This is a genomic window from Paraburkholderia sp. SOS3, from assembly GCF_001922345.1.
In the GTDB taxonomy this organism is placed as follows: Bacteria; Pseudomonadota; Gammaproteobacteria; order Burkholderiales; family Burkholderiaceae; genus Paraburkholderia.
This window is the reverse complement of record NZ_CP018811.1, coordinates 1-15,508: the sequence shown is the minus strand read 5'-3', so window position 1 is coordinate 15,508 and position 15,508 is coordinate 1. Positions and strand designations below refer to the sequence as shown.

The following is a 15,508-nucleotide window of genomic DNA, read 5'->3' as shown; positions in this document are numbered from 1 at the left end:
CGGTCGCGTGCAAGTCGGACGCGGGCACGCTGTAGCGCGCCTGCGCATTGCTGACGACGACCGGCGCGACACCCTGCGCCGGCGGCTGCACGCTGACGCGTTGCAGCGTCACCGGTACGGCCGGCACCGCGCGGGCAGTCATGACGCGGCCGCTCGTGACGGTTCCGCTCGTCGCGTTCGCGGCATAAGCACCTGGCGCCAGCTGCCCGCGAGGCTCGCCGTTTGGAATGACGATCTGGCCGTTGTCCGCGTCGAGGGCACGCTGTGCCGCAGGCGTCGGACGCAGTGCGGCGAGCGCCGCCGCGCCCGGCTGGGTGGAATGAGCGGCGAGGCCCATGCGCGCGGCGAGCGCCTGCGCATCGGCGGGATTTTTTTCGCCGGGTCCGGGGATCACGATCGGCCCGCCATTGTCCTGCGCATACGCGAGCGCGGGCACTGCGCCGGCTGCAATCGATGCGAGAGGCAAGCCCGCGCCAGGCAACGCCATGCCGAGCAACGCCGCGACCGACGACACGCCATGCACGCCAGCCCCGCCGCATCGCGCCGTGCAGCCGCGCGGCGCGAACCACGCCGGGCAGGGCAGCGAAAGCGGGCAGGGTCATGGCAACTCTCCGGAATCAGGGACCAACGCGCGAGCCGCAACGGCCCACGGGTACTCACGGTACAGGACGCATTCTAGGGAGTGGCCTCCCATCGCAAACGTTGAATAGAGGGGCGCTTCCCCGGCTATTCGTTCAATTGGCCCTTGCGTCGCGCCCCTAAGATGCACTCCATGCGAAAAAGCCCTTGCTGATTGCTTGCGCCGCCGGCCCTGTGCCGCGGCGAGGATGCGCAAGGGCGGGCAGGCGAATATGACCGCGGACCGTTCATACGGAGAGGTGTCCGATGCTTGACAGGCTCGATCAGAATTTTGCGTTCAACAAGGAAGCGCTCGACGTGCGCGCATACCGGCAGGAAGTGCTGTCGTCGAACATTGCGAACGCCGATACGCCGAACTACAAAGGCGCGCGACATCAATTTCTCTTCGTCGCTCGCGGGTGCGTTGCGCAAAGCCAATGGCGAATCGGGCTTCGGCGCTTCGCCGCTTCAGATGGCCCAGCCGGCCGGCGTGACGACCGGCATGACGCTCGCCACGACCGAGCCCGGCCATATGGCGGGCAAGGCGAAGCTGATCCCCACGGGCGGCCCCGCTGAAGATTACGGCCGGCTCAAGTACCGGATTCCGGTGCAGCCCGCGCTCGACGGCAACACGGTCGACCTCGACTCGGAACGCGTGCAATTCGCCGACAACACCCTGCATCTCGAATCGGGCATGACGCTCGTGTCGTCGCAGATCAAGGGATTGCTGTCGGCGATCACTTCAGGAAGCTGATTCGGAAGCTAAATCGGCAGCTAACAGAACATAACGGCATAACCAGCCGCGCAACAGCAAGCACTCAATTAACGCTACGGGATCAACGAAGGAGGCTCGACAGGCCATGTCATTGATGAACATCTTCAAGGTGGCGGGATCGGCGCTGACTGCGGAATCGCAGCGCCTGAACGTCACCGCGTCGAATCTGGCGAACGCGGACAGCACGACCGGTCCGGACGGCAAGCCCTATCGCGCGAAGCAGGTGGTGTTCGCGGTCGATCCGCTCGGCGGCGCGCGCTCCGCGTCGGGCCAGCAGGTCGGCGGCGTGCAGGTGACTGGCGTGGTCGACGACCCGACGCCGATGAAGACGACGTACGACCCGAGCAACCCCGCGGCGAACGCGGACGGCTATGTGGAATCGCCGAACGTCGACCCGGTGCAGGAGATGGTGAACATGATCTCGGCCTCGCGCTCGTATCAGGCGAACATCGAGACGCTGAACACCGCGAAGAATCTGATGCTGAAAACGCTGACGATCGGTACGTGACCCGGCAGCCAAGGAGAGTTTTTTGAGCACGCCAATTGGAAATAACGGCACCAGCCAGACGAACACGCCGACCGACACGATGGGCCCGAACGCGGGCACGTCGGCTGCCGACCTTCAGTCGACGTTCCTGAAGCTGCTCGTCACGCAGTTGCAGAACCAGGATCCGACCTCGCCGATGGACAGCTCGCAGATGACGTCGCAGCTCGCGCAGATCGACACGGTGAGCGGCATCGCGCAGCTCAACCAGTCGCTCGGCTCGTTGTCCGCGCAACTGTCGGCGAGCGAGGCGGGCCAGGCAGCGTCGCTGGTCGGCCGCACGGTGCTCGTGCCGGGCAATACGTTCACGGTCGCGAACCCGCTCAACGCCGACGGCACGACCGACACGAGCAAGGTGGCCGCATCGCCGTTCGGTATCAAGCTGCCGGCCGCGACGTCGGACCTGAAGCTGCAGGTGGTCGATTCGAACGGCAACGTCGTGAACACGATCGATCTCGGCCAGCAGCCGGCCGGCGTGATTCCGGTGCCGAGTTTCAAGGCGGTCGATGCAGGTGGCAAGCCGCTGCCCACGGGCAACTACACGTTCAACGTCGTGGACGCCGGCGGCGCCGCGACCGGCGACAACGCTCCCGTCGCGCTAACCGGCTTCCCGGTGATCGGCGTCGTCACGCAGGCCGACGGAACACCAGGACTCACCCTGCAGACTGGCCAGACCATCCCGCTCAACGGCGGCGCATCGGCCATCCTTTAACAAGCATTCGATACGGAGCGCAACATGGGTTATCAGACAGCTTTGAGCGGCCTCGCGGCCGCATCGAACGACCTCGACGTGGTCGGCAACAATATCGCGAACGCGCAGACGGTCGGCTTCAAGCAGAGCACGGCGGTGTTCGCCGATCTATATGCGAATTCGATCGCCACCGCAGTCAACAACCAGATCGGTATCGGTACGTCGCGGCTCGCGGCGTGCAGCAGGATTTCTCGCAGGGCGAAGTGACGACGACCGACGTGCCGACCAACATGGCGATCAACGGAAACGGCTTCTTTCAGATGCTGAATCCGAACGGCTCGGTCACCTACTCGCGTAACGGCCAGCTCGTCGAGAACAAGGCAGGCTTCATCGTCGACGCCGAGGGCAACAAGATCATGGGTTTCCAGGCGAACGCACAAGGCCAGTTGCAGACGGGCCAGGTCGTGCCGATCCAGATTCCGAATTCGAGCCTGCTGCCGCCGGTCGCGACGACGAAGGCGACGTTCAACGTCAATCTCGATGCCGCTGCGGCGCAGCCGAAAGACGCAACGTTCGACCCGAGCGACCCGAGCAGCTTTACGTTCTCGACCTCGATCCAGACCGTCGATTCGCTCGGCGCCAAGACCACGGTCAACATGTATTTCGTGAAGTCGGCCACGTCGGGCCAGTGGGAAGTATTCGGCGGCCCGTCGGGCGCAACGCCCACCGATCTCGGCAGCATGACGTTCGATTCGTCGGGTGCGCTGACCGCATCGGCGAGCCCGCCCCCGGCGAGCACCCCGATCACGCCGGCCGGCTCGTTCAGTCTTGCGATTCCCAATACCGACGGCGCAGCGGGCGCAGACCATCACGGTCGACCTGTCGGGCACCACGCAGTTCGGCGGCGACGGCACCGACAGCGCGGCGACCTCGGCGCCCTCGCAGGACGGCTTCGGCACCTCGCAGCTGTCGAACTTCACGATCGGCTCCGACGGCACGATCACGGGCTCGTACACGGACGGCCGCACCGCGGTGCTCGGCCAGGTGCTGCTCGCCACCTTCACGAACCCGAACGGCCTGCAGAACCTCGGCAACAACCAGTTCGCGCAGACGAACGATTCGGGCGAGCCGCAAGTGGGCGTGGCCGGCACGTCGACGCTCGGTTCGATTCAGGGCAGCGCGGTCGAAGCGTCGAACGCGGACCTGACCAATTCGCTCGTCGATCTGATCACCGCGCAGCGCAACTATCAGGCGAACGCGCAGACGATCAAGACGCAGCAGACGATCGACCAGACGCTGATCAATCTGTAACGCAGGCAAGCCCGGGCGGCTGTGCGATCGATGCGCGAGCCACCCGGTAGCCGGATGCCAGAAAAGGACACGAGCTAGTCATGGACCGACTGATCTACACCGCGATGACGGGCGCCACGCAGGCGCTCGACCAGCAGGCCGTCGTCGCCAACAATCTCGCCAACGCGTCGACCACGGGTTTTCGCGCGCAGCTCGCGAACTTCCGTTCCGTGCCGATGAGTTTCGGCGACGGCTCGCAGGTCAACGACGTCACGACGCGTACATTCGTGCTGTCCGCGACGCCGGGCTCCGACTACACGCCGGGCCCGATCTCGCAGACCGGCAACCCGCTCGACATCGCGATTCAGGGGCAGGGCTGGATCGCCGTGCAGACGCCGGACGGCAATGAAGCGTACACGCGCGGCGGCAATCTGCACGTCGACGAGAACGGGCAGCTCGTCAACGCGAGCAACCTGCGGTGATCGGCAACGGCGGCCCGATCGCGGTGCCGCCCGAGGCGCAGGTGTCGATCGGCAAGGACGGCAGCGTGTCGGTGATCGCGGCCGGCGACCCGCCGAACGCAATCGCGCTGGTCGATCAGATCAAGCTCGTGAACCCGGATCCGAACACGATGGCGCGCGGCGCCGACGGACTTTTCCGTACGGCCGACGGCAATCCGGCCGACCAGGATCCGAACGTGCAGATCGTCTCGGGCGCGCTCGAAGGCAGCAATGTGAATCCGATCAACGCGATGGTCTCGATGATCACGAATGCGCGTCAGTTCCAGATGCAGACGAAGATGCTGCAGACCGCCGACCAGAACGAGCAGTCGGCCAACCAGTTGCTGAATTTCAGCTGACGCGGGCCCGCCGCAAGCGGGCTAGCCATCTGAAACACGTGGTGTAACACCAGGAGAATAGAGACCGTGAACCGTTCCCTCTACATTGCCGCGACCGGCATGAATGCGCAGCAGGCGCAGATGGATGTGATTTCGAACAACCTCGCGAACGTGAGCACGAACGGCTTCAAGGGTTCGCGCGCGGTTCGAGGATCTGATTTACCAGACGCTGCGCCAGCCGGGCGCCAACTCGACGCAGAACACCGAGATCCCGTCGGGCAGCCAGGTCGGCACCGGCGTGCAGCAGGTCGCGACCGAGCGTCTCTACACGCAGGGCAACCTGACGCAGACCGGCAATTCGAAGGACATCGCGATCAACGGCGCCGGCTTCTTCCAGGTGCAGATGCCGGACGGCACGATCGCCTACACGCGCGACGGCTCGTTCCAGACCGACCAGCAGGGGCGGCTCGTCACATCGGACGGGTTTCCGCTGCAGCCGGCCATCACGCTTCCGCAGAACGCGACCAAGCTGACGATCGGCCAGGACGGCACGGTCTCGATCACGCAGGGCAACTCGACGAACACGGTGAACATCGGCTCGATCCAGCTCGCGACGTTCATCAACCGGCCGGCCTCGACTCGATCGGTCAGAACCTGTTCCAGGAGACGCAATCGTCGGGCGCGCCGAACGTCGGTCAGCCGAGCCTGAACGGCATCGGTCCGCTGCAACAGGGGTTTGTCGAAACGTCGAACGTCAACGTCGTGCAGGAGCTGGTGAACATGATCCAGACGCAGCGCGCATACGAAATCAACAGCAAGGCCGTGACCACGTCCGATCAGATGCTGCAGACGCTCAGTCAGATGCAGGTTTGAACGCACGTCGTCGCATCGAACAGGTGGATATCCAGCAGGCGGTTACGAAGATGTCGCAGCTCATCAGTCTTATGGTTCGCACGAGCGCCGCGCAGGCGGCGCTGCGGTTCGCGGCGGCGGGGGCGCTCGCCGCCGCGCTCGCCGGCTGCGCGCTCGTGCCGAAAGAACCGATCGTGCAGCAGCCGATGAGCGCGGTGCCGCCCGTACCGCCGCAACTGCAGGCGCCGGATCGATCTACAACCCGGGCACGGCCGGGCATCCGCTGTTCGAAGACCAGCGTCCGCGCAATGTCGGCGACATCCTGACCATCGTCATCGCCGAAAACATCAACGCGACCAAGCAGTCCGGCGCGAATGCGAACCGCAACGGCTCGACGAACGTCGCGGTTACGCAGGCCAACTTCCTGTCCGGCCTCTTCAACAAGGCCAATATCGCGGCGAACGGACAGAACCAGTTCACGGCGGCAGGCGGCGCAAATGCATCGAATACGTTCAACGGCGTGATCACCGTCACGGTGACGAACGTGCTGCCGAACGGCAATCTCGTCGTGAGCGGCCAGAAGCAGATGCTGATCAATCAGGGCAACGAGTGGGTGCGCTTTTCCGGCGTCGTGAATCCGAATACGGTGGCCGGCGACAACTCGGTATTCTCGACAGAAGTGGCCGACGCAAAGATCGAATACTCGGCGAAGGGCTATATCGACGAAGCCGAGCAGATGGGCTGGTTGCAGCGCTTCTTCCTCAATATCTCGCCGTGGTGATGACGATGAACGCCTCGACTCTTCGTCACGCTTTGACCGGCACGCTCCGGCACTTCGCGCACTTCGGGCGCCTTGCCGCGCGCCGCGCCGGCAAGTCCGCGCGCGCCGCGGCCAGCGCCGCGCTGTTCGCCGTCGCGGTGTTCGCACTCGTCGCCGCTTCGGCGCCCGATGCGCATGCCGAGCGGCTCAAGGATCTCGTCTCGATTCTGGGCGTGCGCGACAATCCGCTGATCGGCTACGGCCTCGTCGTCGGTCTCGACGGCACCGGCGACCAGACGACGCAAACGCCGTTCACGACGCAAACGCTCGCGAACATGCTCGCGAACCTCGGCATCGGCATCAACAACCAGCAGGCCGGCGCGACCAACGGCGGCGTGTCGCCGCTCTCGAACCTGCAGCTGAAGAACGTCGCCGCCGTGATGGTGACGGCGACGCTGCCGCCGTTTGCGCGGCCCGGCGAGGCGATCGACGTGACCGTGTCGTCGCTCGGCAATGCCAAGAGCCTGCGCGGCGGCACGCTGCTGCTCACGCCGATGAAAGGCGCGGACGGCACGGTCTACGCGCTCGCGCAGGGCAACCTCGCGGTCGGCGGCGCCGGTGCCAGCGCGAACGGCAGCCGCGTCCAGGTGAATCAGCTCGCGGCCGGGCGCGTCGCGGCCGGCGCGATCGTCGAGCGCTCGTTGCCCGTCAACGTCGCGCAGGCCGGCGGCATGATGGAAATGAACCTCAACGACATGGACTACGACAACGCGCAGAAGATTGTCGCAGTCGTCAACAATGCGTTCGGGCCCGGCACCGCGACCGCGCTCGACGGCCGCACGATCCAGCTGCACGCACCGAGCGATCCGGGCTCGCAGGTGTCGTTCCTCGCGCAGTTGCAGAACCTCGAGATCAAGCCCGCGAAGGCTGCCGCGAAGGTCATTCTGAACGCGCGCACCGGGTCGATCGTGATGAACCAGATGGTCACGCTCGATAGCTGCGCGGTCGCGCACGGCAATCTGTCGGTCGTCGTCAATACGCAGACCGTGGTGAGCCAGCCCAATGCATTCTCGAACGGGCAGACGGTCGCCGCGCGCCAGTCGCAGATCCAGCTCAAGCAGGACAAGGGTCGCTCAAATACGTGACGGCCGGCGCCAACCTCGCGGACGTCGTGAAGGCGTTGAACGCGCTCGGCGCGACGCCGGCCGACCTCATGTCGATCTTGCAGGCCATGAAGGCCGCAGGCGCGTTGCGCGCCGACCTCGAAATCATCTAGGCAGGAAGCACGACCGATGAACGCGGATTCCTCAAAACCGGTAGCCGATCTCGACCAGCGCTTCGCACTCGACGTGCAGGGCTTCGATGCGTTGCGCATGCAGGCGAAGAATTCCCCGCAAACCGCATTGAAGAGCGCTGCGCGCCAGTTCGACGCAGTGTTCCTGCAAATGATGCTGAAAAGCATGCGCGAGGCGACGCCGCACGATGGCCCGCTCGATTCGCGCGAAGGCGACCAGTTCATGTCGATGCTCGACGAGCAGATGGCGCAGCAGATGTCGTCGAAGGGCGTCGGCGTCGCCGACATGATGATCAAACAGCTCGCGCGTCAGGCTCATATTCCGCTCGACGGCAGCGATGCGGACACGGGCGGTGTCGCGGGCGGCGGCATGGGCTCGATTTCGACGCTGAACTCGCTCGCGCGCGCCTATGCCAATCCGGCCTCGAACGGCGCGCTGACGACGGGCCGCGGCTACTCGGCCAATAACGCGCTGACGCCGCCATTGCGCGGCAATGGCCAGTCGCCGAAAGTCGATGCGTTCGTCGACAAGCTCGCCGCGCCCGCGCAGGCGGCCAGCGCGGCGACCGGCATCCCGGCGCGTTTCATCATCGGACAGGCGCGCTCGAGTCGGGCTGGGGCAGAAGCGAGATCAAAAAGGCGGACGGCTCGACGAGCCACAATGTGTTCGGCATCAAGGCGACCAAAGACTGGACCGGCGATACGGTGTCGACCGTCACGACCGAGTATGTGAACGGCCAGCCGCAGCGCAGGGTCGAGAAATTCCGCTCGTACGGCTCGTATCAGGAAGCGATGAACGATTACGCGAGCATGCTGACGAGCAATCCGCGTTATGCCGCGGTGCTCACCGCTTCGCGCGGAAAGAGCGCGGCGGGCTTTGCGGCCGGCATGCAGCGCGCGGGCTATGCGACCGATCCGCACTACGCTCGCAAGCTGATGTCGATCATGCAGCAGATGAGCCCGGCGGGGGCTCAGCCGGTTGCGTCGCTCAATCTCGAGTGACGCGGCGAGCCGCTTCAGCGGCTCTTTCACGCCGTATCCCTGCACGCATTGCGCATAATGACGAAGACACCGGTCGCGATTTGCGACCGGCGCGTGCGTGCGCGTGAAATTTATTTGCGGTCGAACTCTAAACTTCGCGGATAATTGCCGCTATAGCGTAAAGATCGATTGCCGGAGGACACCGGCAAGACGGTCATAGAATACGCGTTTCGCCGGCACCGCCGGCGGCCCGCATCGCGAGACTACGACCATCATGGAACCCAATCTGTCGACCGCCCAGACGGATGAAGTCGAACCGACCGAGCATTTCGGCCGCCGCAATCCGCTGGAAATCGGCGTGCAGCTGCGCAACCTCTTCAACCGCGGCGACTTTCTGACCGTGCAGTACAAGGGTGGCCAGCTCGTGACGCGTATCCTCGACGTCGACGTGCGTACGCAGACCTTCGTGTTCGACTGGGGCGCGCTGCCCGAGCAGAACCGCGGCCTGCTCGCGGCGCCGCATTGCCACTTCCTTGCGGCGCCGGAAGGCGTGCGCGTCGAGTTCGGCACCGGCACGCCGCGCGAAACCTCGTTCGAAGGCCGCCCGGCATTCGAAGCGGCGTTTCCCGAGGTGCTGTACTACATCCAGCGGCGCGAGTACTTCCGCGTCGAGACGCCGATCCTGAACCCGTACTACTGCTCGGGCAAGCTGCCCGAGGGCGATTCGTTCCGCTTCGAGATTCATGATCTGTCGCTGGGCGGCATCGGGCTGCGCACGAACGACGACCGTGTCGCGACGCTGCCGTTGAGCACCGTGTTGCCGGACGTCGAAGTGAACCTCAATGGCAGCGGCATGCTCTCGCTCGATCTGCAAATCGTCTCGCTGCGCGCCACACCGTTGCCGCACGGCAACGGCACGCGCTATCTGCTCGTTTTGCGTTTCATGTCGCTGCCGGGCAGCGCGGAAAATACGCTGCAACGCCTGATCACTCAACTCGAAATGAAGCGCCGCTCGCTCGTGCGCGCGTAAGTTCTTTAGCGGTGCACAGCGGCGCGGCGGCATGCCGCGCAGTGAATGTCACGCGTTTGACTTGTGCCATCTGGCCCGTGCGGACAGTTTCCGTTACGAGCCTTTCGGCGAACCTTGCAGCAAGCCTGCCCGCATACCCTCCGCGCCTGATATAGCGCCCAATTCCCCGCTTCATCCTCGTTTTGACTTGCGCCGGTGTTGCCGATAATGCAGCCTCGGCCAGTTCCGCCGCGCGCAGCCGGCAGCAACGCCGAGGTCTTCCGCAGAATCTTCGCCGACGTACGCGCGATCCCTAAATTTCGCGCCGTCCGCGCCGATATACCGCTTGTTCACGCAATCGGCGGCCGTCGCCGGACCCGCCTCTCAGGAGCATGCATGTCAGGAGGAAACCTTTTTAGCCTCGGTTTGACCGGACTGAATTCAGCGCAGCTCGGGATGTCGACCACGGGCAATAACATCAGCAACGCGGCGACGCCTGGCTACAACCGCGAGCTTGCGCTTTTTGTCGAAGCGGGCGGGCTGCAAACAGGCTCGGGCTTCATCGGCGGCGGTGTGACGACGCAGACGATCCAGCGCCAGTTCAGCCAGACCCTGACGAGCCAGCTCTACAGCACGCAGTCCGAAAGCTCGTCGCTGAGCTCGTATTCCCAGCTGATCACGAATCTGAGCAACCAGATCGGCGACCGACCGCGGGAATCGGCGCCGACTTCACGGGTTTCTTCAACAGCCTGCAGACGCTCGCGGGCTCCGCGAACGATGGTCCGACCCGTCAGACGGTGATCAACGCCGCATCGGTTCTCGCGGACGCGATCAACTCGATGGGAAGCCAGATCGATCAGACGCGTCAGGGCATCAATACGACGATCTCGAGCACGGTCACGCAAATCAACAACCTGACCAAACAGATCGCGCAGCTGAATGCACAGATCGCCGCGGTCGGCCCTAACGGACAGCCGCCGAACCAGCTGCTGGATACGCGCGACCAGGCGGTTTCGCAGCTGTCGCAGCTCGTCGGCGTCAATGTCCAGCAGGCGAGCGACGGCACCGATACGATTTCGCTGCCGAACGGCATGACGCTCGTGCAGGGCACTCAGAGCTACCAGTTGGGTACCACGCCGTCGCCGGGCAATCCGTCCGAACTGGCGGTTACGTATCAGCAGCCGGACTCGACCAAACCCGGTTCGTTCGTCACCACGGTTCTGCCCGACTCGGCGATCAGCGGCGGGTCGCTCGGCGGCGTGCTGCAGTTTCGCAGCCAGACGCTCGATCCTGCCGCCGGCAACTCGGCGCGCTCGCCACGAGCTTCGCCGCGCAGGTCAATGCGCAGAACGAACTGGGCATCGATCAGAACGGCAACACGGGCGGCCCGCTCTTCAACGTCGGGGCGCCGAACGTCATCGCGAACACGAAGAACACGGGCGGCGCGACCGTGTCGGCCACGTTGACGAACCCGGCTTCGCCGCCCACCGACGACTACAAGCTGACCTTCGACGGCACGAACTACACGGTCACGGACGCGACCACGGGCAAGGTGCTCGGCACGTCGACGACGCCGCCGAGCGCAACGAACCCGATCGGCGGCGTGGCGATCACGATCAACGGCACGATGGCGGCCGGCGATTCGTTCACGATCCAGCCGACCTCGGGCGCACTCGACAGCTTCGCGGTCGCGACCACCGACGGCAGCGCGATCGCCGCGTCGTCGCCGGCGATCGCGAGCGCCAATCAGTCGAACACCGGCACGGGCAAGATCGCGATCGGCGCGGCGAGTTCGGGCTTCGTGATCGATTCGCCGGTAACGCTCACCTACGATGCCGCCACGGGCACGCTCACGGGTCTTCCGATCGGCTCGACGGTCACGTTCGGCAATCCGCAGCAAAGCTTCACGGTCACGGCGGCTAATCCCGGCGTGCCGTACGACCCGACCAACGGCGACACCTATACGGTCACCAACCCGGGTCCGCCGGCGACGTCGCCGAACGGGATTTCGTTCACCGTGTCGGGCACGCCGCCGACGGCGACACCTTCACGATCGGTCCGAACACGGGCGGCACGCAGGACGGCAGCAATGCGACTGCGATTTTCAACGTCAGCACCAGTACCGCGTTCGGCGGCACCACGCTGACGAACGGCTACGCGGAGTTCGTGAACAACGTCGGCAATACCGCCAGCAATCTCGAGTCGATGGCCACCGCCAAGAGCAGCACGCTTGCGCAGATCCAGTCGCAGCAGCAGTCTGTATCGGGCGTGAACCTCGACGAAGAAGCAACGAACCTGCTCGAGTACCAGCAGATGTACCAGGCGAGCAGCAAAGTAATCCAGACCGCGCAATCGCTTTTTCAGACGATCCTGCAGGCACTCGGCTAGGGGCTTTCGACCATGCGTATCGCTACGACACAGATTTACGCGAACACGATCTCGAATATGGACAACCAGCAGTCGTTGCTGGCGCGACTCGAGCAACAGGCATCGACGGGCATTCGCGTTGCAACGGCTGCCGACGATCCGCTCGGCGCTGCGCAAGCCGTGCAGCTGTCGGCCACAGGGTCCGTTCTGTCGCAGTTCGCGTCGAACCAGAACACGGCGACAAGCCTGTTGCAAACCGAAGACACGACATTGAGCAACGTCTCGACAGCGCTGCAAAACGTGCTTACGCAATTGAATGCGCTGGGCTCGGGCACCATCAACGACAGTAACCGGCAGGCGGCCGGAAAGGCGCTGCAGGGGTTGCGCGACCAGCTGATGACGCTGGCCAATACGACCGACGGCACCGGCAACTTCATCTTTTCAGGGTTCCAGGGCGGCACGGCGCCGTTTTCGAACGCCTCGAACGGCGGCGTGACCTACAACGGCGATTCGGGCACGCGTACGCTGCAAATCTCGAACACGACATCGGTTGCGACCACCGACAACGGCGCAAGCGTATTCCTGAGCGTGCTGCCCGGTCTGTCCGACCCCGTTCCGGCCGGCGCATCGACGAACGCCGGTACCGGCGTGATCGGCCCGGTGTCGATTTCGACACAGGGCGCGGCGAGCAACAACAAGCCGTACTCGATCACGTTCCTGACCGATCCGACCACGGGCGACCTCGATTACCAGGTGAACGACACGTCGACCACGCCGCCCACGGCGATCGGCACGCCTCAAGCGTTTACGGCGGGTCAGCCGATCGATCTCGGCGGCGGCGAGAGGTCTCGATCTCCGGCACGCCGGTCGCAGGCGATTCGTTCACGGTCACGCCGGCCGCGCAGGGCAACACGACGTGTTCAAGACGATCGACGATGTCATCGCCGCGCTGCAGAATCCGGCGCAGGACGATACGCCGCAATGGCGACCATCGAAAACGCGATCAACACCGCGCACACGCAGATCGACAACACGATGACCAACGTACCACGGTGCATGCATCCGTGGCGGGCCGCGAACAGCAGGTGACGGCGCTCGGCAGATCAACTCGCAGCAGTCCTTGCAGACCACCACCGATCTGACCGACATCACCAGGCCGATCCGTCTACCGTGTTCAGCCAGCTCACGCTGCAGGAGTCGATGTTGAGCGCGACCGAAACGACGTTTGCGTCCGTTTCGAAGCTGTCGCTGTCTCGATGAAGCGCAAAAGCGCTACACGCTACGCGGGCCGCAACGCAAGCGGACGCGCCCATTTCTTCGATTTATCGATCATCGCGCGAAGAGCGAATCATGTTCGGCAGCAGCTGGATCAGCAGCAGGCCGACGAGCATCGTGACGCAAAGCGATCTGGAAGATACCGATCTGCGGCGCGCGCGCGGTTCAGAATGCCGAGGCACAGGTTCGCGATCAGCAGCGCCGCCACGACCGGCAGCGCGATCAGCATGCCGCCTGCGAACAGCGTCGCGCCCCATTCGGCGAGCATGCGCCAGCCGGGCGCACTGAGAAGGTTCGCGCTCACCGGCACCGACTGGAACGTCATGACGAGCGCGCTGATCACCTGCAGATGGCCGTCGAGCGCGACGAACACGAGCATGGCGATCATGTTCAGCAGCATCGACAGCACGTCGGTCGAGCCATGCGACTGCGGGTCGATCAGCGTCGCGAAACCGAGACCATGCCGAGGCCCACGATCGCGCCGGCCGTCTCGATCGCACCGAACACGATCTGCATGGTGAAGCGAGAGCGAGTCCGATCAGCAGCTGATTGACGAGAATCCACGTGCCCGCGGCCGAAAACACCGTGACTGCGGCATCGCGCCGAGCGTCGGCGCAACGATCACGGCCATGAATGCGGCAAGACCAACCTTCACGCGGATCGGCACCGACGCGTGACCGAGCACCGGCGCGCTTGCCACGAGCGCGAGAATGCGCACGAACGGCCAGAGAAACGCGGTGAGCCACGCGTTCAGCTGCGCATAGGTGACGGTAAACATGACGGGCGAATCCGGATGCGACGACGGGCGAACATGCGCCGCGCCGCGTCGCGCTTTTTTCAGTTTGCGACGTTCGGTATGTTCACCAGCACCTGGCGCATATAGTCGATCATCGTCTCGAGCATCCACGGGCCGGCGATCACGAGCGTGACGCCGACCGGGCGAGCTTCGGAATGAAGGTCAGCGTGCTTTCGTTGATCTGCGTCGCGGCCTGGAACAGGCTCACGATCAGACCGACGATCAGGGCGACGAGCAGCAGCGGTGCGGCAAGCAGCAGCGCGACGCGCATCGCGTCGTGCGAAAAGGTCATTACGGTTTCCGGCGTCATCGCGGGGTGCTCCTGCGTCGGTTGAGAATCAGGCGGGTATCGGTAAACAGCGGGAAAACAGCGGGTAAAAAAACGGGTAAAAAGCGCGTCGAAAGCGTCGCGAAAACGCGCGCGGCTAGGTGAAGCTTTGTGCGAGCGAGCCGATCAGCAGCTGCCATCCGTCGACGAGCACGAACAGCATCAGCTTGAACGGCAGCGAAATCGTGACCGGAGAGACCATCATCATGCCCATCGACATCAGCACGCTCGCGACCACGAGGTCGATGATGATGAACGGAATGTAGATCGTGAAGCCGATCTGGAACGCGGTCTTGAGCTCGCTCGTCACGAACGACGGCACGAGCAGCGACAGCGGTACGTCTTCGGGGCCCTGCATCGGCGGCGTGTGCGCGATCTTCGCGAACAGCGCGAGATCGGTTTCGCGCGTCTGGCGCAGCATGAAGGTCTTGAACGGCGCGACGCCGCGCTGGACTGCGTCGTCCATCGAGATCGTGCCTGCCGAAACGGCTTGTAGCCGTCGTTGTATGCCTTGTCGAGCACCGGCGACATCACGAACAGCGTCAGAAACAGCGCGAGGCCGACCATCACCTGGTTGGGCGGCGTGGTCGTCGTGCCAGCGCCTGGCGCAGCAGCGACAGCACGATGATGATGCGCGTGAAGCTCGTCATCATCAGCACCATCGCCGGCAGGAACGACAGCATCGTGAGCACGAGCATCGTCTGCACGCTCAGCGAATACGTCGTGCTGCCGTTCGGCCAGGCGTTGCGTTCAGCGCGGGCAGGCCTGCGACCTGGGCGAAGGAAAGCGACGGCAGCGCGAGCATCAGCGCCGGCAGCAGCCATGCCGCCAGCCGGCGTAGCCGCACCGATGAAAGCAAGTGCGCGAGCGTGGTCAATGAGCGGGCCGCGCCGTCACGGCGCATCGCGGAACGAAGCACTTCCATCTATCGATCTCCGCCGCTGTGTCGCTGTAGTCGTTTCGCCGCTTCGTTTTTCAGCGCGTCGCGAAAGCGTTGGCCGAAGGTGCCGGGCAGACCGCTGCCGGCCGAGGAAGCGGCGTGGTGGCCATCCGCGGAAGCGGCGGCGAAGTCGTCATGAGCGGCGCCCGG

5 protein-coding genes and 12 pseudogenes are annotated in these 15,508 nt (G+C 64.5%); 12 read left to right on the top strand and 5 right to left on the bottom strand.

The genetic code is table 11. The features are described 5' to 3' along the window. The first annotated feature begins 885 nt into the window (after positions 1 to 885). The 12 genes and pseudogenes from flgB (at position 886) to flgL (ending at position 13,108) form a co-directional block, all read left to right on the top strand. Positions 886 to 1,372, top strand: a pseudogene (gene flgB, locus BTO02_RS00075) (flagellar basal body rod protein FlgB). Between the two features lie 106 nt (positions 1,373 to 1,478). Beyond that, positions 1,479 to 1,901: a flagellar basal body rod protein FlgC gene (flgC, locus tag BTO02_RS00070; RefSeq protein WP_232243400.1), complete on the top strand. Its 423-nt coding sequence runs from the start codon at positions 1,479 to 1,481 to the stop codon at positions 1,899 to 1,901. Positions 1,902 to 1,923: 22 nt separating this feature from the next. Next, on the top strand, positions 1,924 to 2,649 hold the full coding sequence (locus BTO02_RS00065; RefSeq protein ID WP_075155279.1) for a flagellar hook assembly protein FlgD: 726 nt from the start codon (positions 1,924 to 1,926) through the stop codon (positions 2,647 to 2,649). 24 nt (positions 2,650 to 2,673) lie between these two features. After that, positions 2,674 to 3,939 (top strand): annotated as a pseudogene (flgE, locus tag BTO02_RS00060) (flagellar hook protein FlgE). Positions 3,940 to 4,019: 80 nt separating this feature from the next. Further along, positions 4,020 to 4,777 (top strand): annotated as a pseudogene (gene flgF / locus BTO02_RS00055) (flagellar basal-body rod protein FlgF). Between the two features lie 66 nt (positions 4,778 to 4,843). Beyond that, a pseudogene (flgG, locus tag BTO02_RS00050) lies at positions 4,844 to 5,629 on the top strand (flagellar basal-body rod protein FlgG). A gap of 71 nt (positions 5,630 to 5,700) precedes the next feature. Beyond that, positions 5,701 to 6,389: pseudogene (gene flgH / locus BTO02_RS00045) on the top strand (flagellar basal body L-ring protein FlgH). A gap of 5 nt (positions 6,390 to 6,394) precedes the next feature. Continuing rightward, positions 6,395 to 7,644, top strand: a pseudogene (locus tag BTO02_RS00040) (flagellar basal body P-ring protein FlgI). Positions 7,645 to 7,660: 16 nt separating this feature from the next. Further along, positions 7,661 to 8,664 (top strand): annotated as a pseudogene (flgJ, locus tag BTO02_RS00035) (flagellar assembly peptidoglycan hydrolase FlgJ). 253 nt (positions 8,665 to 8,917) lie between these two features. Then, positions 8,918 to 9,673 carry a flagellar brake protein gene (locus BTO02_RS00030; RefSeq protein ID WP_075155278.1) on the top strand — a complete coding sequence of 252 codons (756 nt, stop codon included), beginning with the start codon at positions 8,918 to 8,920 and terminating at the stop codon, positions 9,671 to 9,673. Positions 9,674 to 10,048: 375 nt separating this feature from the next. After that, positions 10,049 to 12,040 (top strand): annotated as a pseudogene (flgK, locus tag BTO02_RS00025) (flagellar hook-associated protein FlgK). A gap of 12 nt (positions 12,041 to 12,052) precedes the next feature. Next, on the top strand, positions 12,053 to 13,108 hold the full coding sequence (gene flgL / locus BTO02_RS00020; RefSeq protein WP_232243405.1) for a flagellar hook-associated protein FlgL: 1,056 nt from the start codon (positions 12,053 to 12,055) through the stop codon (positions 13,106 to 13,108). A 280-nt stretch (positions 13,109 to 13,388) separates the two neighbouring features. On the opposite strand, the pseudogene BTO02_RS00015 reads toward flgL, so the two are convergent. The 5 genes and pseudogenes from BTO02_RS00015 to BTO02_RS34945 all read right to left on the bottom strand — a co-directional run. Then, positions 13,389 to 14,072, bottom strand: a pseudogene (locus tag BTO02_RS00015) (flagellar biosynthetic protein FliR). Between the two features lie 59 nt (positions 14,073 to 14,131). Next, positions 14,132 to 14,400, bottom strand: a pseudogene (gene fliQ, locus BTO02_RS00010) (flagellar biosynthesis protein FliQ). Between the two features lie 115 nt (positions 14,401 to 14,515). Then, a pseudogene (fliP, locus tag BTO02_RS00005) lies at positions 14,516 to 15,068 on the bottom strand (flagellar type III secretion system pore protein FliP). Between the two features lie 59 nt (positions 15,069 to 15,127). Further along, positions 15,128 to 15,343 carry a hypothetical protein gene (locus BTO02_RS34670; RefSeq protein ID WP_198039164.1) on the bottom strand — a complete coding sequence of 72 codons (216 nt, stop codon included), beginning with the start codon at positions 15,341 to 15,343 and terminating at the stop codon, positions 15,128 to 15,130. Beyond that, positions 15,344 to 15,442 (bottom strand): annotated as a pseudogene (locus BTO02_RS34945) (flagellar biosynthetic protein FliO); the annotation flags it as partial. Between the last annotated feature and the right edge of the window lie 66 nt (positions 15,443 to 15,508).